Source organism: Marinobacter sp. bablab_jr008 (genome assembly GCF_016464145.1).
Lineage (GTDB): Bacteria > Pseudomonadota > Gammaproteobacteria > Pseudomonadales > Oleiphilaceae > Marinobacter > Marinobacter nauticus.
Genome location: NZ_JACDWW010000075.1, coordinates 1 through 23,830, shown reverse-complemented (window position 1 = coordinate 23,830; position 23,830 = coordinate 1). Strand labels below are relative to the sequence as shown.

19 protein-coding genes are annotated in these 23,830 nt (G+C 56.8%); 2 read left to right on the top strand and 17 right to left on the bottom strand.

Features of this window, described 5'->3' with window-relative positions; genetic code table 11:
- Positions 1-7 precede the first annotated feature (7 nt).
- From zipA to JIF53_RS15200, 3 genes are all read right to left on the bottom strand, one after another.
- A complete protein-coding gene (gene zipA / locus JIF53_RS15210) occupies positions 8-1,024 on the bottom strand; it encodes a cell division protein ZipA (RefSeq protein WP_014421710.1) in 1,017 nt (338 codons plus the stop codon).
- 130 nt (positions 1,025-1,154) lie between these two features.
- Positions 1,155-4,646, bottom strand: coding sequence for a chromosome segregation protein SMC (gene smc, locus JIF53_RS15205; RefSeq protein WP_199453152.1), 3,492 nt, complete (start codon positions 4,644-4,646; stop codon positions 1,155-1,157).
- A 1-nt stretch (position 4,647) separates the two neighbouring features.
- On the bottom strand, positions 4,648-5,328 hold the full coding sequence (locus tag JIF53_RS15200; protein WP_022992464.1) for a GntR family transcriptional regulator: 681 nt from the start codon (positions 5,326-5,328) through the stop codon (positions 4,648-4,650).
- Positions 5,329-5,600: 272 nt separating this feature from the next.
- Here JIF53_RS15200 and JIF53_RS15195 point away from each other — a divergent pair, with 272 nt between their 5' ends.
- A complete protein-coding gene (locus tag JIF53_RS15195) occupies positions 5,601-6,527 on the top strand; it encodes a GGDEF domain-containing protein (RefSeq protein WP_022992465.1) in 927 nt (308 codons plus the stop codon).
- Positions 6,528-6,536: 9 nt separating this feature from the next.
- On the opposite strand, the gene rluB is transcribed toward JIF53_RS15195, so the two are convergent.
- The 14 genes from rluB to JIF53_RS15125 form a co-directional block, all read right to left on the bottom strand.
- Entirely contained in the window at positions 6,537-7,523 is a 987-nt protein-coding gene (gene rluB / locus JIF53_RS15190; RefSeq protein WP_022992466.1) for a 23S rRNA pseudouridine(2605) synthase RluB, read from the bottom strand.
- 41 nt (positions 7,524-7,564) lie between these two features.
- Positions 7,565-8,230, bottom strand: coding sequence for an SMC-Scp complex subunit ScpB (gene scpB / locus JIF53_RS15185; RefSeq protein WP_199453150.1), 666 nt, complete (start codon positions 8,228-8,230; stop codon positions 7,565-7,567).
- Positions 8,231-8,246: 16 nt separating this feature from the next.
- Complete coding sequence (locus JIF53_RS15180; protein WP_011784668.1) at positions 8,247-9,074, bottom strand: segregation and condensation protein A; 828 nt, start codon at positions 9,072-9,074, stop codon at positions 8,247-8,249.
- Positions 9,075-9,111: 37 nt separating this feature from the next.
- Entirely contained in the window at positions 9,112-10,326 is a 1,215-nt protein-coding gene (locus JIF53_RS15175; protein ID WP_011784667.1) for a tryptophan--tRNA ligase, read from the bottom strand.
- Between the two features lie 195 nt (positions 10,327-10,521).
- Positions 10,522-11,394: a succinate--CoA ligase subunit alpha gene (gene sucD / locus JIF53_RS15170; RefSeq protein ID WP_199453148.1), complete on the bottom strand. Its 873-nt coding sequence runs from the start codon at positions 11,392-11,394 to the stop codon at positions 10,522-10,524.
- Positions 11,394-12,560, bottom strand: coding sequence for an ADP-forming succinate--CoA ligase subunit beta (gene sucC / locus JIF53_RS15165; protein WP_199453145.1), 1,167 nt, complete (start codon positions 12,558-12,560; stop codon positions 11,394-11,396). Before sucC ends, sucD begins: the two co-directional genes overlap by 1 nt.
- Positions 12,561-12,756: 196 nt before the next feature.
- Positions 12,757-14,199 (bottom strand): dihydrolipoyl dehydrogenase, encoded by a 1,443-nt coding sequence (gene lpdA / locus JIF53_RS15160; protein ID WP_199453143.1) that lies wholly within the window; start codon positions 14,197-14,199, stop codon positions 12,757-12,759.
- 35 nt (positions 14,200-14,234) lie between these two features.
- Entirely contained in the window at positions 14,235-15,458 is a 1,224-nt protein-coding gene (gene odhB, locus JIF53_RS15155; protein ID WP_199453141.1) for a 2-oxoglutarate dehydrogenase complex dihydrolipoyllysine-residue succinyltransferase, read from the bottom strand.
- A 25-nt stretch (positions 15,459-15,483) separates the two neighbouring features.
- The gene (locus JIF53_RS15150; RefSeq protein ID WP_011784662.1) at positions 15,484-18,321 is read right to left on the bottom strand and encodes a 2-oxoglutarate dehydrogenase E1 component; all 2,838 of its coding nucleotides are present in this window, start codon (positions 18,319-18,321) and stop codon (positions 15,484-15,486) included.
- A gap of 316 nt (positions 18,322-18,637) precedes the next feature.
- Complete coding sequence (locus tag JIF53_RS15145) at positions 18,638-19,342, bottom strand: succinate dehydrogenase iron-sulfur subunit (RefSeq protein ID WP_011784661.1); 705 nt, start codon at positions 19,340-19,342, stop codon at positions 18,638-18,640.
- A 15-nt stretch (positions 19,343-19,357) separates the two neighbouring features.
- Complete coding sequence (gene sdhA, locus JIF53_RS15140) at positions 19,358-21,130, bottom strand: succinate dehydrogenase flavoprotein subunit (protein WP_199453139.1); 1,773 nt, start codon at positions 21,128-21,130, stop codon at positions 19,358-19,360.
- A gap of 3 nt (positions 21,131-21,133) precedes the next feature.
- Positions 21,134-21,475: a succinate dehydrogenase, hydrophobic membrane anchor protein gene (gene sdhD / locus JIF53_RS15135; RefSeq protein WP_011784659.1), complete on the bottom strand. Its 342-nt coding sequence runs from the start codon at positions 21,473-21,475 to the stop codon at positions 21,134-21,136.
- Complete coding sequence (gene sdhC, locus JIF53_RS15130; RefSeq protein ID WP_011784658.1) at positions 21,472-21,849, bottom strand: succinate dehydrogenase, cytochrome b556 subunit; 378 nt, start codon at positions 21,847-21,849, stop codon at positions 21,472-21,474. The genes sdhD and sdhC overlap by 4 nt, the downstream gene beginning before the upstream one ends.
- 204 nt (positions 21,850-22,053) lie before the next feature.
- A complete protein-coding gene (locus JIF53_RS15125; protein ID WP_014421719.1) occupies positions 22,054-22,278 on the bottom strand; it encodes a hypothetical protein in 225 nt (74 codons plus the stop codon).
- A 47-nt stretch (positions 22,279-22,325) separates the two neighbouring features.
- Between JIF53_RS15125 and gltA the strand changes: the two genes are divergently transcribed.
- Complete coding sequence (gene gltA, locus JIF53_RS15120) at positions 22,326-23,600, top strand: citrate synthase (protein ID WP_011784657.1); 1,275 nt, start codon at positions 22,326-22,328, stop codon at positions 23,598-23,600.
- Positions 23,601-23,830 lie beyond the last annotated feature (230 nt).

The window sequence follows — 23,830 nt, the reverse complement described above, 5'->3', positions numbered from 1 at the left end:
CGGGCTGCTAGGCTCGCTGGGAGCGTTGTTTGCGTTCAAACTCACGAATGCGCTGGCGACAGTGCTCAATGGTTTGCGGCGTCATTACGCTTCGGCGCTCATCTTTCAGTTCGCCACCAAGGTTTCGGACTACGCACTGGGCGGTTTCAAGCATGAATTCGAAGGCCTGCAACGCATTGGTGGGCCCCGGCAGGCTCATGAAGAAACTGATACCAGGGGTGCTGAGGCCGGCCATGTCCTGCGGGCGGAAGGTACCCGGCTCCACGGCATTGGCGACACTGAATTGCACAGGCGTGGTAGTGTCCTCGGATTCATGGCGGTGGTAAATGTCCATATCGCCATGCTCCAGGCCGCAGGCCTCAAACAGGCTCTTGAGCTTACTGCCCTGGAACTGCTCGCCGCTGCGGGCCAACACGTTGATCACCAGCACTTCCCTGGCCTCGGGGCGATTGGCTCCGGCCAGGGGCTGATTCTTGCGCGGCTTGTTGGGCGTTCGCCTGGCGGTATCTTCCTCAACTTCGGTGGTAACCACCGGCGGCTCTTCCGCTCTGGGTTCGGGTTCGGCTTTGGCCTTTTCAGGACGGGAGGGCCTGGTTTTCGATCTATCCACCGCCGGTGCCGGAGTGCTGACCGCCTCGCGCTCAACGGGCTCGGATTCTTCTGTTTCCGGTTTCACGACCCTGGGAGGGCTCAGGATGCCGTCATCCTCATCGTCGTCCCGGGCGCTCCAGCCGGATTCCGGGGTTACATCGTCTTCTTGATCAGCACTTACGGGCGCGGACATATCGCGTTTCAGATAGCCCCGGTCTTCCAGTGTCGAGCGGGAAACCGTGCGAGCACCACCGTTTGGCAATTCCGGGTTGAAGTCATCATCCAGCGGGGAATCCTTGAGTTCGTCGGCCCCCATACCGGACGAAATGGCCATGGATTCCTTCCGGGCACGCCGCATACGGCGCACACCGTCAATCACAATTCCAATAATAACCAGGGTACCTATGGCAATTAACCATTCCCTAAGTGACATAATGCTGCTGTCCTGTTTGCAGTTTGGAACGTTGCTACTCTAAGAAAAGCCCGTAATGAATACAACGCACACCGGGCCCAGATGGCGTTATTGTCATGGTTGGCGAGCATTTCACCAACCACTGCGCCTATCAGCCCTCAGCCAGCGCGGCGGCCTCATCCACATCAACAGATACCAGGCGCGAGCAGCCGGGTTCGTGCATGGTGACCCCCATTAACTGATCCGCCATCTCCATGGCGATCTTGTTATGGGTAATGTAGATGAACTGAACCTGTTTCGACATCTCCTTAACCATATTCGCGTAGCGACCCACGTTGGCGTCGTCCAGCGGCGCGTCCACTTCGTCCAGCATACAGAACGGAGCGGGATTGAGCTGGAAAATCGAGAACACAAGCGCGATGGCTGTCAGCGCCTTCTCACCCCCCGACAACAGGTGGATGGTGCTGTTCTTCTTGCCCGGCGGCCTCGCCATGATGGCCACGCCAGTCTCCAGCAAGTCTTCCCCGGTCAACTCGAGATAGGCATTGCCACCACCGAATACTTTCGGGAAAAGGGCCTGCAGGCCGCCATTCACCTGATCAAACGTCTCTTTGAAGCGCTGCCGGGTTTCCCGGTCAATCTTCCGGATAGCATTGTCCAGGGTTTCCAGCGCTTCCATCAGGTCGTTGTGCTGCTCGTCCAGGTAGGTCTTTCGCTCGCTTTGTACCTGATACTCTTCAATGGCCGCGAGATTAATTGCTCCCAGGCGCTGGATGCGGTTACCGATTTTCTCCAGCTCTTCGGCCCAGACCTTTTCTTCAGCATCCTCTGGCAGCTGTTCGAGCACTTCCTGAAGTTTTACGTTCAGCTCTTTGAGCTGCTCAATATGGTTGCCGGAGCGAATTTCCAGGGCCTGGGATTCCATCTTCAGTTTTTCCAGCCGAGCCCGGATTTCCTGAACCTGATGCTCGGTTCGGCTCCGCCCCTGTTCGCGATCACGAACCTGTCGATCAATCTCTTCCAGGGCATCCCGGGCGGCACTAAGCTTTTCTTCTTCGGCCAGTCGTCGTTCCAGCAACCCTTCAAGTTGCAACTGGAGATCCTCAATAGGCTCCTCGGCACTTTCGCGGGATTCCCTGAGTACATCCAGCCGCTCTTGCAGGCGCTCTTTCTGCATCTGCATCCGGTCGATGGTTTGCTGCAGTCCGTCGCGCTGGCTCTGGAGTGTCTGCAACTGTAGTTGCAGTTGATGAGCGTGATCACGGTCATGCCGGGCTTCCTGGCGCAGGCGGTCCAGCGTTTCCCTCAGAGAATCCCGTTGCTCCAGCAACTGCTCTTTCTCTTCCTCACTATCCTCGCTGGATGCGAGTGCAATATCCCACTCTTCACGGGCTTCCTGGAGGTTGGCCTGCTGCTCTTCCAACGCCAGACCCACATCCGCAATGTCTTCCCTGATCCGGGACAGCCGGGCTTCAATCTGCTCTGCCCTGGCTTTCAGACCACTGGCACGTGAGGCCAGAGCCCCAAGCTCCCGCTCAACGTCGCTGTGGCGGGCTTGAGCCTCGTCCCGTTCGGTTTCGGCACGCTCCGCCTTCTCCTGGAGATGCTCAAGCTGCTCGGTTGCCTGCTCCAGCCTGGCTTGTGCTTCCGCCAGCTTTGCCTGCAATTCCGTTACCTTTTTCTGACGCTCAATCACACCAACCTGAGCGGCATCGGAGTCAGGCATCAGCAACCAGTCACGAGAAAGCCAGACACCGTCCCGGGTAATGATGCTCTCGCCAGGCGCCAGACCAGATCGGTTGGCCATGGCTTCAGAAAGGGTATCGGCAGCCTGAACCAAAGAAAGCAGCTGGCTGATCGCCCCAACACCACTCACCTTGGCCGCCAGGCCACGGGTTTCGGAGGCAACGGCACGGTCACTGACCACCGCAAAACCTTTGGGGGCCGATTCCAGCGCTGTAGCCAGTTGATCGAATTCCGGCAACGTCAGGCCCTGAGTGAAGCGGCCAATGACCTGCTCGACGGCAAACTCCCAGCCGTCCTCAATCGACAATTTCGCAGCAAGTCGCGGCGCGTCGGTCAGCCCCTGATCGGCCAGCCACGATTGCAGGGCATTGTCGCCGGCACCCATTTGTTCGTCCAGAAGTGCCTGCTGGGACTCCATCGTGGCTTTGAGGCTCTGTACCGTCTGGCGATATTCAGATGAACTCTGTTCGGCTTCGCGCAAAGCCTGTCGGCTCGAATACACCTGATCCTGCAGTTGCTGAATACGCTCCGCGGTTTCTTCCCTTTTCAGTTCCAGGGTTTCCTGTTCTTCCAGAAGCTGCTCGAGCTCCGAGCGATCCAATTGTCCGTCGAGCAGCGCCTGCTCATCCCGCAATTTCTGTTGTCGGGTTTTCAGCTGTTCGATGGCGTCTTCAAGAGAGCGAATTCGGGATTGCGCCAGTTCGGCCTGCCGGCGGGCATCCGATGAACGGGTACTGAACTCATCCCAGCGATGCTGCCAGTCACTCATGGCCTCTTCTGCCTGCTGGAGCTTCTCGGCCGATTCCTCTGAACGTATCGCCAATGCCTCCTGCTCAGGCTCGATCATGTCGAGCTCTTCCCGGAGCGTGGCCAGCTTTTCTTCATCCTGTTCCAGTTCGCGGCCTAATTCGCGCTCGTTGGCCAGGGCCTGATCCAGCTCTGCGGCAGTCTGTCGGCTGCGCTCGCGCTGGTGCTCCAGACTTTGCTCAATACGGGCAATGTCGGCCCCGGCCTCATAGTACCGGGCCTGAGCCCGGTTAAAGTGCTCGGTCCGTTCGTGGTGGTCTTCCCGGAGCGATTCCAGCGAAGTTTCGAGGTTCACCCTTTCGGTCAGGAACTTCTCAAGTTCCAGCTCGGTATCGCGGATTTTTCCGCGCCAGGTCTGAAGATCGTCATCAAGGGCTTTCCAGCGCAACACCGTTAGCTCGGCTTTCTTTTCGCGCTCTTCCTGTTTGTAGGCTTTGTATTTTTCCGCGGCGGCCGCCTGACGTTCCAGGTGCTGCAGTTGACGTCCAAGCTCTTCGCGAAGGTCTGTCAGCCGCTCCAGGTTCTCCTGAGTACGGCGAATACGGTTCTCCGTTTCCCGCCTCCGTTCCTTGTACTTGGAAATGCCCGCAGCTTCCTCGATGTATACCCGCAATTCTTCGGGCTTCGCCTCAATCAGCCGGGAAATCATGCCCTGCTCGATAATGGCGTAACTGCGCGGCCCGAGACCGGTTCCAAGGAACAGATCGGTAATGTCACGACGACGGCATTTGGAGCCATTCAGGAAATACTCGGATTGCCCTTCCCGGGATACCCGGCGTTTTACCGAAATCTCGTTGAACTTCACAAACTCGCCGGGCGCCGATCCGTCACTGTTGTCAAAAACAAGTTCAATCGACGCCTGTCCCACCGGCTTGCGGGCACTGGAACCGTTGAAGATAACGTCGGTCATCGATTCGCCACGCAGGTACTTCGCGGAACTTTCACCCATTACCCAGCGAACGGCATCGATAATATTGGACTTGCCACAGCCGTTAGGGCCCACCACCGCGGTCATGTTGGAGGGGAAAGGCACCGTAGTGGGATCAACGAAGGATTTGAATCCCGCGAGCTTGATGGACTTCAGCCGCATATCAGGCGGTCTCCTCCGTGAGAATACTCAGAACCTGGTGGCGCTGATGCTCGCCAAAGTCCTGAATAACCCGTTGCAGACGCTCGGAATCGCCCTCAACGGCAGCATCGGCCAGACGACGGAAGAAGGTACCGGTTTCTGCGATCTCACTCCGGAAATGATCCAGCGCCACGTAATAGGTCCGGCTGATGGCGGGACGGAAGTTTTCGAGGGTTTCCTCAAGAAAGGGATTGTCAACCAGACGGTAGGCATACTGCATGACCCCGAACCCCGCTTCAATGACCCGCTCTGCGGCATCGGGCGCATTCGAGTTCAGGGCATCAATAACCGCCTGCATTTCATTAACCTGCCCCATCACGCCGCCGAGCTGTTCACCTGGCCAACGCTCCAGCACCTTGCGAGCCAACATGCACAGCAGATCGATGTAAATATCGTAAAGGGCATTCACCGAGTCTATCGTCAGCTCCGACACCACCGCCCCGCGCCGGGGATAGATCTCAACCAGATGACGCCGCTCCAGAATCAGCAGAGCCTCACGCACGGAGCCGCGGCTGACATTCAGATCGCCGGCGACCTTGAGCTCCTGAATTCGCTCTCCCGGCTTGAGATCGCGAACAACAATGCGCTGCCCCAGATGTTGGGCAATCTGTTCGGATAGGCTTTCCGGTGCCTGAAATCTCATAAATCGACAGCTCGCTTGGTACATTCAAGCGCAGGAGTTTATCACAGGCTTTTGGCAGCCCCACCCCTTTGTCCGACATTTCGATTGCACGTCTTCAGAACCGGCAACCCGCTGCCGGAATTTTGACAACCAGGCAAATATTATCTGCCAGTTTATGGAATCGACTTTAACAGGAGGCACTTTTCTATTGTTTTTATTGGGTTTTTATCTTATGGCATTTTTTCTGCTTGTTGGTACAGCAAATCACTTTGTCACCAGCAGAGCGTCCTACTGTGAAAAACCTGACATCGATCCGGCCAAACACTTCCCGCCCCGCGCGGCTTGCCGCTTTGAAGCAGTCGTTCCAGGACTGGAACAACACCTCCGATGTCATGGCCCGGCTGGCCAGACGCCTGAGCACCACTCTCTCCCTCGAGGCGCAATTGTCGATTCTGGCGGAGGAGATGACAGACATGGTGCCTTTCGACTCACTCAATTACAGGCACCGCATCGCCCGTCAGGACTTCGTTTTTTCCACTGGCATGGGTGGCCCCCATCGCTGCGAGTACCGTCTCTCTCTGGAAGGTCACCAGTATGGCACTCTGACGTTACACCGTCGCCAGCGATTCAGCGAAGAGGAACTGACGGGTATCGAGATGATGCTCTCCGGTGCGATCTGCCATATTCGCAATGCCTGCCAGTTCATTGCCATCGAACAGACCGCACTGACGGATTCCCTGACAGGCATTGGCAACAAACGGGCACTGGATGAGGCGCTCCAGCGCGCCAGCGCCATGGCGGACAGACACGGCGCCCCCTGGAGCCTGATCCTGTGCGATCTGGATCACTTCAAACTGATTAACGACAACCACGGCCACGTGGTTGGCGACCACATTCTCGCTCGCACCGCAGAAAAGCTTGAGCAGGCCCTGCGTAATTCCGACACGGTCTATCGCTTTGGTGGCGAGGAGTTTGCCATTCTCCTGCCTCATACCAACGAGCAGGAAGCCCGTGACGTAGCAGATCGAATTCGGGCTGCCATTGAAAGCATTCGAGTGGACGGCGGTGAAACACCTCTGACGGTTACCGCCAGTTGCGGTGTGGCGATGCACCTGACGGATGAACAGCCCGAGCAATGGCTTGCCCGGGCCGACGAAGCACTCTACCGGGCCAAGGCGGCCGGCAGAAACTGCACACGTGTATTCGCAAGTATTTCCTGAAGAGAAGCCTCAGCGAGCGGGCTTTCTGCCCTTGCCTGCAGACGGCTTCCCGCGGGAATCAGACCGTTTTTTTGGCGGCGCACCATCGGCGACTTGCCAGCTTCCACCTTTACGCGTCCGTTGCAGTGATTTACCAGGACTCTTGCGGCGCTTGCGATCATGGGCAGCCTGCTCTCCCGGAGTTTTCTGGGGTACAGCAACGCTGCCGAGCCCCACGGCACGGCTCAGCGCATCAACACCCTTCTGATCCAGCTCTTCCCAACGGCCCATGGTCAACCGGCTGGGCAGGAAGATCGGTCCATACCGTACCCGCTTGAGACGGCTCACCCGAACGCCCTGAGATTCCCAAAGGCGACGCACCTCCCGGTTGCGACCTTCCAGCAAGGTTACGTGGAACCACTGGTTCATACCTTTGCCACCCGCCGGGCTGATATCGGTAAACTTGGCCATGCCGTCTTCAAGCAGCACACCTTCCTTCAGGCGCTCAATCATGGCGTCATCCACTTCACCGAATACCCGAACCGCGTATTCCCGGTCAATCTGACTGGAGGGATGCATCAAGCGATTCGCCAACTCACCGTCGGTGGTAAACAACACCAGACCGGTAGTGTTGATATCCAGACGCCCAATGGAGATCCAGCGCTGGTCCTTGAGCCGCGGCAGGCGGTCAAACACCGTGGGCCGCCCTTCCGGGTCTTTCCGGCTGGTTACTTCGCCCTCTGGCTTGTTGTAAATCAGCACCCGACGCACAACTTCGGCAGCTGAACTCACGTCCAGCAGCTTGCCATCAAGCTCAAAACGATCAGAAGTGGAAGCCTTCTGGCCAGGCTGAACCGGAACACCATTGACCAGCAGTCGACCGGCCTCTATCCAGCCTTCCACTTCCCGCCGGGAGCCAACGCCGGCGCGAGCAAGCAGCTTCTGCACCCGCTCCGGACCTGCACTTAGAGACTGATCGCTACGGGCTGTTTTGTTTTCGGGGCCTTTTGCCGCCATAAGGGTAAATATCCTTGATATACGGGGCTGAAACCTGGGTTTCAGTGAAGTGTCTGATCCGGTTCAGGCGCCTGGGACTCCGCGTCGGAGTCCGGACTGGCACCGGAACCATCAGGAGAGTCGAATTTGATCTCTCCCTGCATGTTCTGCTCTATTTCCCGACCGATCTCCTCAAGGTCACGTACCTCAGAAAGCGGAGGCAGTTCATCCAGCCCGGTCAGGTTGAAATAATCGAGGAACTGGCGTGTGGTGGCATACATGGCAGGCCGCCCAGGGACATCCCGATGACCGACCACGCGCACCCACTCTCGCTCAAGCAGTGTTCGAATGATATTGCTGCTTACCGTAACCCCACGAATATCCTCGATCTCGCCACGGGTGATGGGTTGACGATAGGCAATCAGGGCCAGAGTTTCCAGAAGCGCCCGGGAATAACGCTGGGGCTTTTCCTCATACAGTCGACCAACCCATGGCGCAAACTCTTCCCTGACCTGCAATCGGTACCCGCTGGCAACCTTGCGAAGCTCAAAGCCGCGGCCTTCGCAGGATTGCTCCAGCATCATCAGCGCATGCTCCATCACCTGCCTGGCCGGGCGCTCATCTTCGCCAAACAGCTCGCGCAGCTGCTCCATAGACAACGGCTTGCCGGCCGCCAACAGTGCCGCCTCAGCAATAGCCTGAATACGGGCCAGATGTTCTTCGTTCATAGTGTCACTCGATCCTTCAGCTTGCCGCCCGCGCCCTGACATGGATGGGGCCGAGCACTTCCGCCTGAACGATTTCAATCAGCTGTTCTTTCACCAGTTCCAGTGTGGCAAGAAAGGTCACCACCACGCCAAGCCGGCCCTCTTCAAGGGTAAACAGGCTCTCGAATGTTACGAACCGGTCGCCCTGCAGCACAGAGAGAATGTGGGACATCCGCTCCCTTGTCGATAACCGCTCTTTCTCGACATGGTGGCTGGTAAACAGATCCGCCCTCTGCAAAACACCCTGCAACGCCAGTAACAGCTCCTTCATATCAACGTCCGGATGGGGTTGCGATGACGGAAGCTTGGGTAAAGCAGCGGAAGCCGGATAGGTATCCCGTTCCATGCGCGGGATTTCATCGATATCCTCCGCAGCCTTCTTGAAGCGTTCGTACTGCTGCAGCCGGCGAATCAGCTCTGCCCGAGGATCAATATCGTCTTCATCGTCACTCTCCTGGCGGGGTAGCAACATACGGGATTTAATCTCCGCCAGGGTCGCAGCCATCACCAGGTACTCGGCTGCCAGCTCGAACCGCATCGCTTCCACCGCACCAATGTAATCCATGTACTGGCGTGTGATTTCACTGACATCAATATCGAGGATATTCATGTTCTGGCGGCGAATGAGGTAGAGCAGCAAATCCAGCGGCCCCTCAAAGGCCTCCAGAAAAACCGCGAGGGCATCCGGCGGGATATAAAGATCCTTGGGGATATCCACCAGGGGTTTGCCGGATACGAGCGCCAGCGGCACCTGTTCCGGTGTCGTTGCCTGCGCTTCTTCCGGCTCCCTGGTGTCTTCGGTCATGCCTTTGCCAGCCTTTGACGTTATTGGCGGTCAGGAATCAGCGGTAGCTGAGCCCCATCGCTGCACGGACTTCTTCCAGGGTATCACGGGCGGCATCGCGCGCATGCTCTCGCCCTTCCTGCAGAATGGAATGCACCAGATCCGGATTGCTCTCGTATTCCCGGGCACGCTCATGCAACGGCTTCTGTTCCTCGATGATGGCATCGATCAGCGGCTTTTTGCAGTCCAGGCAGCCAATACCGGCGCTGCGGCAGCCTTCCTGTACCCACTGGCAGGTCTGCTCGTCCGAGTAGACTTTGTGCATACCCCAGACCGGGCACTTCTCCGGCTCGCCCGGGTCTGTCCGTCGCACCCGCTGCGGGTCGGTTTGCATGGTCCGGATCTTTTGCGCAACACTGTCCGGATCTTCACGCAAGCCAATGTAATTGTTGTAGGACTTGGACATCTTCTGTCCGTCCAGCCCCGGCATCTTGGATTCCGGCGTCAGCAACGGCTGCGGCTCCGGCAGTATCACCTTGCCGCCGCCTTCAATGAAACCGTATAGCCGCTCGCGGTCACCCAGCGAAATGTTCTGCTGTTCTTTCAGTAGGGCCCGTGCGGTCTCAAGCGCCTCAAAATCGCCTTCTTCCTGATACCGTTTTTTCAGGTTGCGATAGAGTTTCGCGTTCTTTTTGCCCATCTTGACGATAGCGGCCTCGGCCTGCTCTTCGAAACCGGGCTCGCGACCATAGATGTGGTTAAACCGACGGGCGATTTCACGGGTAATCTCAACGTGGGATACCTGATCAGCACCAACCGGCACCTTGCCGGCACGATACATCAGGATATCCGCAGTCTGGAGCAGCGGGTAACCGAGGAAGCCGTAGGTGGCCAGATCCTTTTCCCGCAGCTTTTCCTGCTGATCCTTGTAGGTAGGAATGCGTTCCAGCCAGCCCAGGGGCGTGATCATAGACAACAACAGGTGCAGCTCGGCGTGTTCCGGTACCTGGGACTGGATAAACATGGTGGACGAGCCCGGATTAACTCCGGCCGCCAGCCAGTCGATGACCATATCCCATACGCTTTGCTCAATGCCTGAGGGATCATCGTATTGCGTGGTCAGGGCGTGCCAGTCCGCCACAAAGAAGAAGCACTCATACTCGTGCTGGAGCTTGACCCAGTTTTTCAGCACACCATGGTAGTGGCCGAGGTGCAGCTTGCCGGTCGGACGCATGCCGGACAACACTCTTTGCTGGGAATCGACAGAACTCAAAGCACGAACTCCTTCTTTCTGTTTATAGAGCGCCGGAGATCAGCGCCTAAACCGGCCGCTGAAATCAGGCTGACCGGGCATTATAGTCTTTACACTCGCCGGCGTTAAGCAATGCGGCACAAAACCGAGGCTCTATAACGCAAAACCCCCGGAATTCTCGCGAATCCGGGGGTTTTGGTGAAGCTCAGGGCTGCTTTACCAGCCAGTCACTTCCTTCAGGGCCTTGCCGATTTCGGCCAGGCTGCGCACGGTTTTAACACCGGCGTCTTCCAGGGCAGCAAACTTCTCGTCCGCCGTACCCTTACCACCAGAGATGATGGCGCCAGCATGGCCCATACGCTTGCCCGGAGGTGCAGTAACACCGGCAATGTAGGAAACCACAGGCTTGGTGACGTTCTCTTTGATGAACGCAGCCGCTTCTTCCTCAGCGGTACCACCGATCTCACCAATCATGACGATGGCTTCAGTTTCCGGATCTTCCTGCAGCAGCTTCAGAATGTCGATGAAGTTGGAACCCGGAATCGGGTCGCCACCGATACCGATACAGGTGGACTGACCGAAGCCATAGTCAGTAGTCTGCTTGACGGCTTCGTAAGTCAGGGTGCCGGAACGGGATACGATACCAACCTTACCCTTCTTGTGGATATGGCCAGGCATGATGCCGATCTTGCACTCGTCCGGAGTGATCACACCCGGGCAGTTCGGACCGATCATGCGCACGCCTTTACGATCAACGTATTCTTTGGCGTACAGCATATCGATAGTGGGGATACCTTCAGTGATACAAACGATCAGCTGAATACCGGCATCGGCCGCTTCGATGATGGCGTCTTTACAGAACGGAGCCGGAACGTAAATGACGGTCGCTTCAGCGCCGGTCTTTTCTACCGCTTCACGTACGGTGTTGAACACCGGCAGACCCAGATGCTCAGTGCCGCCCTTACCGGGGCTGACACCACCTACCATCTTGGTGCCATAAGCGATGGCCTGCTCAGAGTGGAAGGTACCCTGTGCGCCGGTAAAGCCCTGGCAGATAACCTTGGTGTCTTTGTTGATCAGGATGCTCATTATTTACCCCCTGCGGCTTTAACGACTTGCTCTGCGGCGTCCGCCAGGCTGGTGGCGGCGATGATGTTCAGGCCACTTTCGGCGAGTACCTTGGTACCCAGCTCCGCGTTGTTGCCTTCCAGACGAACCACAACAGGCACTTTAACGCCGACTTCTTTAACCGCACCGATGATGCCCTCAGCGATCATGTCGCAGCGAACAATACCACCGAAGATGTTAACCAGAACGGCCTGTACCGCGTCGTCAGACAGGATGATCTTGAACGCTTCGGATACGCGCTCTTTGGTTGCGCCGCCGCCTACGTCCAGGAAGTTGGCAGGCTGGCCGCCGGACAGCTTGATGATGTCCATGGTGCCCATGGCCAGGCCAGCACCGTTAACCATGCAGCCGATGTTGCCTTCCAGCGCAACATAGTTGAGCTCCCACTTGGCCGCTTCCGCTTCCCGGGAGTCTTCCTGGGAGGGATCGTGCATCTCGTGGATTTTCTTCTGACGGTACAATGCGTTGCCGTCTACACCTACTTTGGCGTCGAGGCAGTGCAGGTCACAAGCCGGGGTGATCACCAGCGGGTTGATCTCAACCAGAGCCAGGTCGCACTCTTCAAACAGTTTGGCCAGGCCCAGGAAAATCTTGGTGAACTGACCGATCTGCTTGCCTTCCAGGCCCAGCTTGAATGCCAGTTCACGACCCTGGTACGGCTGCGCGCCGACCAGCGGATCAATTTCGGCTTTCAGGATCTTTTCCGGAGTTTCTTCGGCAACCTTCTCGATTTCCACGCCACCTTCAGTGGAGGCCATGAAAACGATACGACGGGAACCACGGTCTACCACAGCGCCCAGGTAAAGTTCCTGATCGATGTCGGTGAGGGATTCAACCAGAATCTTGCTGACTGGCTGGCCGTTTTCGTCGGTCTGGTAGGTAACCAGGTTCTTACCCAGCCACTTTTCGGCGAATTCACGGATCTCTTCTTTGCTCTTGACCAGCTTTACACCGCCGGCCTTGCCGCGACCACCGGCATGAACCTGGGCTTTTACTACCCAGCCGTCACCGCCGATTTCGTCTGCCGCTGCTACGGCTTCCTTGGGAGTATCGCAGGCAATGCCTTTGGATACGGGCAGGCCGTACTCAGCGAACAGCTGCTTGCCCTGATATTCGTGCAAATTCATAGTTAATGTCCCGTCTATTGATGGAGGATAACCACGTACGGAAATGAACCCGTCAGTGCACCGCCATTGGTGCAGCTGGAACGAATTCGTTCTGGCAGGCCAGGGATCGCCTCGGCCTGCCGGTTACGCATGCGAAAAGCCGCCGTTATGATGGCAGCGGGGCGCCCCTGTTGGCGCCCCGTATTCCGACAATGCGTTACTTCTTCTTGCGACGGTTGGCGACGTGAATCGCACCGCCTGCAACGGCCAGGGCCGCTTCGTGCACAGACTCGGACAGAGTCGGGTGCGCGAAACAGGTCAGGGCCAGATCTTCTGCGCTGGAACCGAATTCCATGGCGATCACGCCCTGGGCAACGATTTCAGACGCCTGCGGACCCACCACGTGGAAGCCAAGAATACGGTCGGTTTTCGCGTCTGCGATGATCTTGACCATACCGGAAGCCGCATTGGCAGCCATGGCACGACCGTTCGCCGCAAACGGGAAGGTTCCTACGTTGTACTCTTCGCCTTCAGCTTTCAGCTGCTCTTCGGTCTTGCCGACCCAGGCAACCTCAGGGAAGGTATAGATGACGTTGGGAATGCAGTCGTAGTTGACCTGAGGCTTGTGCCCGGCAATACGCTCGGCAACCATCACGCCTTCTTCAGACGCTTTATGGGCCAGCATCGGACCACGAACCACATCACCGATGGCCCAGACACCCGGCGCTTCGGTCTTGCAGTTGTCGTCTACGAAAATAAAGCCCCGCTCATCCATGGTCACGCCGGAGTCTTCAGCCAGTGCGCCATCGGTGTACGGGCGACGGCCAACAGCCACGATCAGCTTGTCGAACTTGGCTTCTTGCTTGCCCTTCGAATCTTCGTAGCTGACGTTAACCAGCTTGCGTTTGACTTCCGCACCGGTCATGCGGGCACCCATGACAATGTTCAGGCCCTGCTTCTGGAATTGCTTCAACGCATCCTTGGCACACTGCTGATCGACCGCCGGCAGGAAGCTGTCCTGAGCTTCGATCACAGTCACTTCTGACCCCAGGCGGGCCCAAACGCTACCCAGCTCCAGACCAATAACACCGGCACCGATCACGCCAAGGCGCTTGGGCACTTCGGTAAACTCCAGCGCGCCCTCGGAATCGACGATGTATTCACCGTCGAACGGCGCCGGCGGAATCTCGATCGGCCGGGAACCGGTGGCGATGATGACGTTGTCGGCTTCGTAGGTCTTCGTTTTGCCATCCTTGTCGGTGACTTCAACCTTGCGACCGGCCAGCAACTTGCCGTGGCCGTGGATGGAGGTTACGCCATTGGCCTTGAACAGGCCGGCAATACCACCGGTCAGCTGCTTAACAATGCCGGCCTTGCGCTCCATCATCTTGGCAACGTCGATTTTCACGTCCTTTGCCAGGATGCCCATGGAGTCGTAATCGTGGCTGGCTTCCTCAAACTTGTGGGTCACTTCCAACAGAGCCTTGGACGGAATACAGCCTACGTTCAGGCAGGTACCGCCGAGCACCTGGCTCTTGCCGTCTTTACCGGTCCAGGACTCTACACACGCGGTCTTCAGACCCAGCTGAGCGGCTTTAATGGCAGCAACGTAACCACCGGGGCCTGCACCAATGACAATAACGTCGAACTTATCGGACATAATCTTTCCTGTTATCGAATTCGTTGAGTGTCAGATTACACATCCAGCAGGATACGTGCCGGGTCTTCCAGCATTTCCTTGATGGCCACCAGGAACTGCACCGCTTCCTTGCCATCGATCATACGGTGATCGTATGACAGCGCCAGGTACATCATTGGCAGGATCTCAACCTTGCCATTCACCGCCATCGGGCGCTCCTGGATCTTGTGCATACCCAGAATCGCAGTCTGCGGCGGGTTCAGAATCGGCGTGGAGATCAGAGAACCGAAAATACCACCGTTGGTGATGGTGAAGGTGCCGCCGGTCATATCTTCAATGGCCAGCTTGCCTTCCTTCGCCTTGGTACCGTACTCGACGATCTTCTTCTCGATATCGGCCAGGCCCATGGCATCGGTGTCACGCAGAACAGGAACCACCAGACCACGGTCAGTGGATACTGCTACACCCACGTCCTGGTAACCGTGGTACACCATGTCGTTACCGTCGATAGAGGCATTCACGGCGGGGAAGCGCTTCAGAGCTTCGGTCGCTGCTTTGGTGAAGAACGACATGAAGCCCAGCTTGATGCCGTGACGCTTCACAAAGCTGTCCTGGTACTGCTTGCGCAGCTCCATGATCGGCGCCATGTTCACCTCGTTAAAGGTGGTCAGCATGGCTGCTGTCTGCTGGGCATCAACCAGACGCTTGGCGATGCTGGCACGCAGGCGGGTCATCGGAACCCGCTTCTCGGCGCGCTCGCCCTGGGCAATGTTCACCTCAGGCATCGCTGCCGGCTTGGCGGCAGCCGCTCCACCGGAAGATTTGTTGCTGTCCACGTAGTTCTGAACGTCTTCCTTGGTAACACGGCCGTCTTTACCGGTGCCCTTTACCGCGCTCGGGTCAACGTTGTTTTCTTCGGCCAGCTTGCGGGCAGCCGGGCTCAGAATGGCATCACCGGAAGCAGCTTCGGATTTCTCTTCGGCTTTCGGTGCTTCGGCTTTCGCTTCGGACTTGCTCTCGGCTGGCTTGGATTCACCTGCCGCGCCTTCTTTGAACTTGCCGATCACCTCACCGCTTTCCACGGTGTCGCCTTCGTTCTTGAGAACTTCTTCGATCACACCATCCGCCGGCGCAACCACTTCGAGCACAACCTTGTCGGTTTCGATATCGACAATCAGCTCGTCACGGGAACAGGCCTCACCCGGCTGCTTGTGCCAGGTCGCGACGGTGCCTTCGGCAACCGACTCAGGGAAAACGGGGGCTTTAATCTCTGTTGACATTACGGATCCTTAGTTCGGTAGCTCGTCAGATTTCAAACGCGTCGTTAACCAGTTTCTTCTGCTCTTCAATGTGAACAGACATGTGTCCACAGGCAGGAGCAGCAGAAGCCTCACGACCGGCATACTGGAGATATAGCTTGGGATTCAGGCGCTGCAGTGCGTTCCGCATGTGATGCTGACTGCAATACCAGGCTCCCTGGTTCATCGGCTCTTCCTGACACCAGACCACATGCTTGAGCTTGCTGTACTGGCTCAGCAGTTCGTCCAGGTCATCGCTCGGGAACGGGTACAATTGTTCGATACGAACAATCGCGACATCGTCCCGCTCATCCGCCTTCTTCTTCTCCAGAAGATCATAGTAGACCTTGCCACTGCAGAGGATCAGGCGAGTCACTTTTTTCGGATCGGACGGTTCTTTCTCCGGCAGAATTGTCTGGAATGTGCCGGATGTCAGGTCGTCCAGACCCGAAATGGCTTCCTTATGGCGCAGCAGGCTCTTGGGCGTAATGGCAACCAACGGCTTGCGCAACGGACGCTTCACCTGCCGACGCAACATGTGGAATACCTGAGACGGTGTAGTCGGCACACAGACCTGAATATTGTGTTCGGCACACAGCTGCAGGAAACGCTCCAGACGGGCGGAACTGTGCTCCGGCCCCTGCCCTTCATAACCGTGCGGCAGCAGCAGTGTCAGGCCACACAGTCGACCCCACTTATGCTCACCACTGGTCAGGAACTGATCAATCACCACCTGTGCACCGTTGGCGAAGTCACCAAACTGGGCTTCCCAGACAATCAGCGCGTTCGGCGTTGTGGTGGAATAACCGTATTCGAACGCCATCACCGCTTCTTCAGACAGCAGTGAGTCATAGATGTCGAACTTCGGCTGATCGTCTTTCAGATTCTGCAGGGAAATATGAGTAGACCCATCTTTCTGGTTATGCAGAACAGCATGACGGTGCGAGAAGGTGCCCCGGCCCACGTCCTGACCAGTCAGGCGGATCGGGTGGCCTTCGTTCAGCAAAGTGGCGTAGGCCATCATTTCGCCGTAGCCCCAGTTCAGGGACAGCGCGCCGGCCGTCATCTTCTCGCGATCATTAACAATCTTGGAAACCTGGCGCTGGATACTGAACCCTTCCGGCACTTCAGTCAGCTTCTTGCCCAGTTTCTGGACGGTTTTCAGTGCGACGCTGGTCTTGCACTTCGCTGTCCACTCATGGCCCAGATACGGAGCCCAGTCCACATACAGCTCTTTGTTGGGCTCTTTAACCAGGGACTTGACCACGTGATCACCCTTGTCCAGGGCGTCCCGGTAATCAGTCTCCATCTGCTTGGCTTCGTCTTCGGTGATCACACCGGCTTCAACCAGCTGGTCAGCGTAGATCGCACGGGTGGTCTTCAGCTTGCGGATCTTGTCGTACATCAGCGGCTGGGTCGCTGCCGGCTCATCCGCCTCGTTGTGGCCACGACGACGGTAGCAAACCAGATCAATCACCACATCGCGCTTGAATTCGTTGCGGTAGTCCATCGCCATCTGGGTGGCAAACATCACCGCTTCAGGATCGTCTGCGTTCACATGCAGAATCGGCGCCTGAACCATCTTGGCAACGTCGGTGCAATACTCGGTGGAACGAGCATCTTCCTGCTTGCTGGTGGTGAAGCCAACCTGGTTGTTGATCACGATGTGGATGGTACCGCCAACACCAAAGCCCCGGGTCTGGGACATCTGGAAGGTTTCCATCACCACGCCCTGCCCGGCAAACGCGGCGTCGCCGTGCATCACAATCGGCACCACAGTGCTGCCATCAGTATCGCCACGACGATCCTGACGGGCGCGTACCGAGCCTTCCACTACCGGGGATACGATTTCCAGGTGAGACGGGTTGAAGGCCATGGCCAGGTGAACCTCGCCACCTGGCGTCATCACGTTTGAGGAGAAGCCCTGGTGGTATTTCACGTCGCCGGAGCCGGAATCCGCGAGCTTCTTGCCCTCGAATTCATCAAACAGTTCTTTCGGATTTTTGCCCAGGGTGTTGACCAGCACGTTCAGTCGACCGCGGTGGGCCATGCCCAGCACGATCTCTTTGGCACCATAGGAGCCCGCACGCTGAATCAGCTCGTCCAGGCAGGGGATCAGACTTTCTCCGCCCTCGAGACCAAAACGCTTGACGCCCGGATAACGGGAACCCAGGTATTTTTCCAGCCCTTCAGCAGCCGTCAGGCGCTCAAGGATATGCTTGCGGGTTTCGGTCTCGTATTCCGGACGGGAACGAACAGGCTCCATACGTTGCTGGAACCAACGCTTGATGCGCGTGTCTACCACATGCATGTATTCAGCGCCGATGCTCTCGCAGTAAGTCTGGCGCAGGCCCTGAACAATATCGCCGAGTTTCATGCTCTCGGAACCAAAGTTCAGAGAGCCGGTCTGGAACTCCAGATCAAGATCGGATTCGCCCAATTCGTGGAATCGCGGGTCCAGATCTTCCACCTGAGGACGTTGCCAGACACCCAGAGGATCAAGCTTTGCTTCCTGGTGACCGCGGAAACGAAAAGCGTTGATCAGCTGCAGAACACGGATCTGCTTTTTATCAGCGTCGGACGTAGCACTGGCAGGCACGCCATTGGTCGCCAGAAAACGCTGATTGCGGGAGATGTGCTCAAACTGCTCGCGGATGGTGGAGTGAACGATGTCGCGGCCCTGATAGCCATCGACGCTCGGGAGTTTATCGAAGTAACTCCGCCACTCTTCTGGAACTGCGTTGGGGTCTGTCAGGTAGGTTTCAAAAAGCTGTTCAACATAGGCAAGATTGCCACCCTGCAGGTGGGAAGTCTGCCATAACTGCTCCATGATGCTTTCGTGCATTTTGAATAGCTCACCTTGGGCTGGTGCGGGGGAGCCAGTATGGTCGGCCAGGGGTAATTCTCAGTCAATACGGGTTATTACGGCATGACTTTGGCCACCACACCCGGCAAGGATGTTTTCCGTCCCCAGTGATTTTTATACTCAGCAATACTGCCTGGTGACTGGATAAGCGCACCGAAACAGCGTGCATAAGTTTGCACCCCGGTAAGACTTTTGACTATAAGCCTTTGGTTGAAGGCCCCGCATATAGCGAGGCCTTCAGGGGTACTAACTGGTGCCAGAACACCAGTATAGCTGGTGCTGCGAATTTTGCCGGTCAGGTGGCTCTTTGCAGCAACAGGTTCCGGATATGGCCAATTGCCTTTGTGGGGTTCAGGCCCTTCGGACACACACTGACACAGTTCATGATGCCACGGCAGCGGAACACGCTGAACGGATCGTCCAGGTTCGCCAAACGCTCTGCCTGGGCGGTATCACGGCTGTCGGCCAGGAAGCGATAAGCTTGCAACAGACCAGACGGACCGATGAACTTGTCCGGATTCCACCAGAAAGACGGGCAAGCGGTAGAGCAGCAGGCACAGAGAATACACTCGTACAGGCCGTCCAGCTTCTCACGATCTTCCGGAGACTGCAGACGCTCGATGGCTGGCGCAGGGTTGTCATTCACAAGGTACGGCATCACTTTTTCGTACTGCTTGTAGAACAGACCCATATCAACCACCAGATCACGAATGACCGGAAGACCAGGCAGCGGGCGCAAAACCAGCTTGTTGTTTTTGACCACATCGGAAACCGGTGTGATGCAAGCCAGGCCGTTCTTGCCATTCATGTTCATACCATCTGAGCCGCAAACGCCCTCACGACAGGAACGACGAAATGCGACAGTCGGGTCCTTTTCCTTGGCCAGCGCCAAAACATCCAGAACCATCAGATCTTTGCCTTCCGGCAACTCAATCTCAACGTCCTGCATGTAAGGGGCGTTGTCAGTTTCCGGGTTATAACGGTACAGACTTACCAACATTTTCAGGATACCCCCTTAGTAGGTCCGGATCTTCGGCTCGAAGGTCGGAACCGTTTTCGGTGCAAAGTTCACGTCACGCTTGCCAACGCGCTTGTCCAGCGGGAAGTACATGGAGTGCTTCAGCCAGTTCTCGTCGTCACGCTCGGTGAAATCGTTACGGGCATGGGCACCGCGACTTTCTTTACGCTCAATCGCAGACTTGGCGGTCGCATAGGCAACTTCGTACAGGTTGTCCAGTTCCAGCGCTTCGATACGGGCGGTGTTGAATGCCTTACTGGTATCAGTCAGCTTGGTCTTGCGAACCCGCTCACCGATCTCTTCCAGAAGCTTCAGGCCCTTCTCCATGCTCTCTCCGTCACGGAACACACCGAAGTAGAGCTGCATGCAGTTCTGCAGATCCTTACGGACCTGAGCTACATCTTCACCTTCGGAAGCCGTATCCAGACGCTCCAGGCGAGCCATGGCACGCTTGATGTCTTCGTCACTGGCGCCGTCAACCTCGAAGCCACCGCGCAGCTGCTCTTCAATGTGCAGGCCAGCTGCACGACCAAAGACCACCAGATCCAGCAGAGAGTTGCCGCCCAGACGGTTGGCGCCGTGCACGGATACACAGGCTGCTTCACCACAGGCAAACAGGCCCGGAATCGGCTTGTCATTACCGTTCTCATCCTGAGTCAGCGCCTGACCACCAACGTTGGTCGGAATGCCGCCCATCATGTAGTGACAGGTCGGAACCACAGGCACCGGCTCTTTGACGGGGTCGACGTGAGCAAAGGTACGGGACAGCTCACAGATGCCCGGCAGACGCAGGTTCAGGGTCTCTTCACCCAGGTGATCCAGCTTCAGCAGTACGTGATCCTTGTCAGGACCACAGCCGCGGCCTTCCAGAATCTCCAGAACCATGGAACGGGCGACAACGTCACGACCGGCGAGGTCTTTGGCGTTCGGAGCATAACGCTCCATGAAACGCTCACCTTCGGAGTTGATCAGGTAACCACCCTCACCCCGGCAACCCTCAGTTACCAGCACACCGGCACCGTGGATACCGGTCGGGTGGAACTGCCACATTTCCATGTCCTGAACCGGGAAGCCGGCACGCAGGGCCATACCGATACCGTCACCGGTGTTGATCAGGGCATTGGTGGTTGACGCATAGATACGACCGGCGCCACCGGTTGCCAGAACGGTCGCCTTGGCCTTGATGTAGCAGACTTCACCGGTCTCAATTTCGATAGCGACAACACCGACCACTTCATCTTTACTGTTCTTGACCAGATCTACGGCGTACCACTCGTTAAGGAACGAGGTGCCGCCCTTGAGGTTGGCCTGGTAAAGGGTATGCAGCAGAGCATGACCGGTACGGTCAGCAGCGGCACAGGTACGGGCAGCCTGACCACCCTTACCGTAGTCCTTGGACTGGCCACCGAACGGACGCTGGTAGATACGGCCCTGCTCGGTACGGGAGAACGGGAGCCCCATGTGCTCAAGCTCAAACACCGCCTGCGGGCCGACTGAACACATGTACTCAATCGCGTCCTGGTCACCGATGTAGTCAGAGCCTTTAACGGTGTCGTACATGTGCCAGCGCCAATCGTCGTTGGGATCGGCACTTGCGATCGCACAGGTAATGCCGCCCTGGGCAGATACCGTGTGCGAACGGGTCGGAAATACTTTTGTGATACACGCGGTATCGAGACCGGATTCGGTCAACTGGAGGGCGGCTCGCATACCGGCACCGCCACCACCGATAACAATCGCGTCGAACGACATGGTCTTGATGTTAGCCATCGATTAAAGCCCCCAAAGAATCTGAATGCCCCACACGACATAAACAAACATTACGAGCACACAGGCTGCCTGAAGCAGAAAACGCGGCATCGCGGATTTGATGTAGTCGGTGGATACGGTCCACAAGCCAACCCATGCATGCCCGGCGATGGACAGTAGCGCAAGCAGGCTGAAGATCTTGAACCATCCCTGAGCAAACAATGCAGACCACGCCTGGTAGTCAACATCGGTGGTCACAAAGAAGCCAAGCAGGAACAACGTATATAGAGCTAATACGTAGGCTGTTACACGCTGGATGATCCAGTCCTGAATACCGTTACGACCAATATTCGTTACACTGTTCATGCCCATACCCAGACTCCTGCCAGAACGATGAGAACAACGGAAACCGCAATCGTGGCTTTCGCGGCGAGGCGCCCGCTTTCAAGCTCTTCGCCAATACCAGCGTCCATCAACAGGTGCTTGATACCTGCAACCAGGTGGTACAGCAGAGCAGACAGGATGCCCCAGATGATCAGCTTCGCCAGGAAGCTGTCCAGCAGCTCATTCACCCGGTTAAAGCCATCTTCTCCGGAAAGGGAGAGATCCAGGCCGTACATCAGGAAGGCAACACCTACGAAGATGATGATGCCGCTGATACGATGCAGGATCGAAGTAATGGCTGGCAGCGGGAAATGAAACTTGCCGAGATCGAGATTTACTGGTCGTTTGCTATTCACAGCGCTCTCACACTCTCTCTTGGTTCCGCGGGACCGCAAAACGGTGGCGGATGGTTGGTATGTTGGGACCGGAGAATCGGTACGATACCGATAACCGATTGGTTCAGGAGGGCGGATGACTACCCGGTAGCTTGCTATACTCAAGCCCATAAGCCGGTGCATCCCCGATTCCGGGCTACGGATTATAAGGAGACACCCCGGTAATTACAAACTTGCAATCGCCCTCCAGGCCTTGCAGCTTGCAGCCTCTACCCATCTATAAGGCTTATTGACAAAACCAATTTCCGCCCCAGGGGCCCGATATTCCGGATATCCCTCATTTACAAACGGGAAGAAATTTGCCGTTTTCTCCGCCAGTGCATTGACAAAAAAAGCTGACGCCCTATATTTTGCCGCCAGTTTTGCGATAATACGCGCTTTCTGGCGCATCTACACATGCAGAAAAGCTGTTATAGCTAATCAGACAGGAGAGCACCATGACCGACAGGAAAGCCACGCTCTCGGTGGGAGATAAGTCCATTGAGCTACCGGTTTATTCCGGCACCGTCGGCCCTGACGTTATTGACGTACGCGGCCTGGTACAGGAAGGCGTTTTCACTTACGACCCCGGATTTGTATCCACCGCAGCCTGCGAATCGGCCATCACATACATCGATGGCGCCAACGGTGTGTTGCTGCACCGCGGCTACCCCATTGACCAGCTGGCCGAGCACTCCGACTTCCTGGAAGTCTGCTACCTGCTGCTGAACGGCGAACTGCCCAGCGAAGAAGAAAACAAGCGGTTCCACGACACCATCAAAAACCACACCATGCTGCACGACCAGATGCGCAACTTCTTCAACGGCTTCCGCCGTGACGCGCATCCAATGGCCATCATGTGTGGCGTTGTGGGCGCGCTGTCTGCTTTCTATCACGACCAGATGGACGTTTCCGATCCCAAGCAACGTGAAATCACCGGCCATCGCCTGATCGCGAAAATGCCGACCATTGCGGCATGGTGCTACAAGTATTCCATGGGACAGCCTTTCATGTATCCACGGAACGACCTGTCCTACGCAGAGAACTTCCTGCACATGATGTTTGGCACTCCGTGCGAAGAGTACAAGCCAAATCCTGTTCTGGCCAACGCCATGGACAAGATCTTCATTCTGCACGCTGACCACGAACAGAACGCGTCCACCTCCACCGTTCGCCTTGCAGGCTCTACCGGCGCCAACCCATACGCCTGTATTGCGTCCGGCATTGCCGCACTCTGGGGCCCGGCTCACGGCGGCGCGAACGAAGCGGTACTGGACATGCTGGCCGAGATCGGCGACGAGTCCAACATCGAGAAGTTCATTGCCAAGGCAAAAGACAAGGACGATCCGTTCCGCCTGATGGGCTTCGGCCACCGGGTTTACAAGAACTTCGATCCACGCGCCAAGGTCATGGCTCAGACTGCCCACGAAGTATTGAGCGAACTCGGCCTGGAAAACGATCCGCTGCTGAAAATTGCCCAGCGCCTGGAAAAGATCGCCCTGGAAGACGAGTACTTCGTTCAGCGCCAGCTGTATCCGAACGTCGACTTTTACTCCGGCATCATCCTGAAGGCCATCGGTATTCCGACCTCCATGTTTACCGTTATCTTCGCTATGTCCCGTACCATCGGCTGGTTCTCCCACTGGAACGAAATGGTCAGCGGTGCCAACCGTATCGGCCGTCCGCGCCAGCTGTACACCGGCTCGCCGAAGCGCGACTACCCGAAGAAGTAAGCGTACCGCTTGCCTTCAACCAGAAAAAAGCCGCTGACTTCGAGGCTGTGTGAAAACAGCCTCCGAAGCTGGCAAAATAACCGCGACACGGCTCGCGGTTATTTTTTATGAGGCATCTTGAAGGCACCCCTCGAAGTCAGGCGCTGTTGCTCCCACCCAGCGTTGAAGATTATGTCCCCGAAGATCACCCGGTTCGCGTCATTGATGCGTTTGTGGATTCACTGAATTTG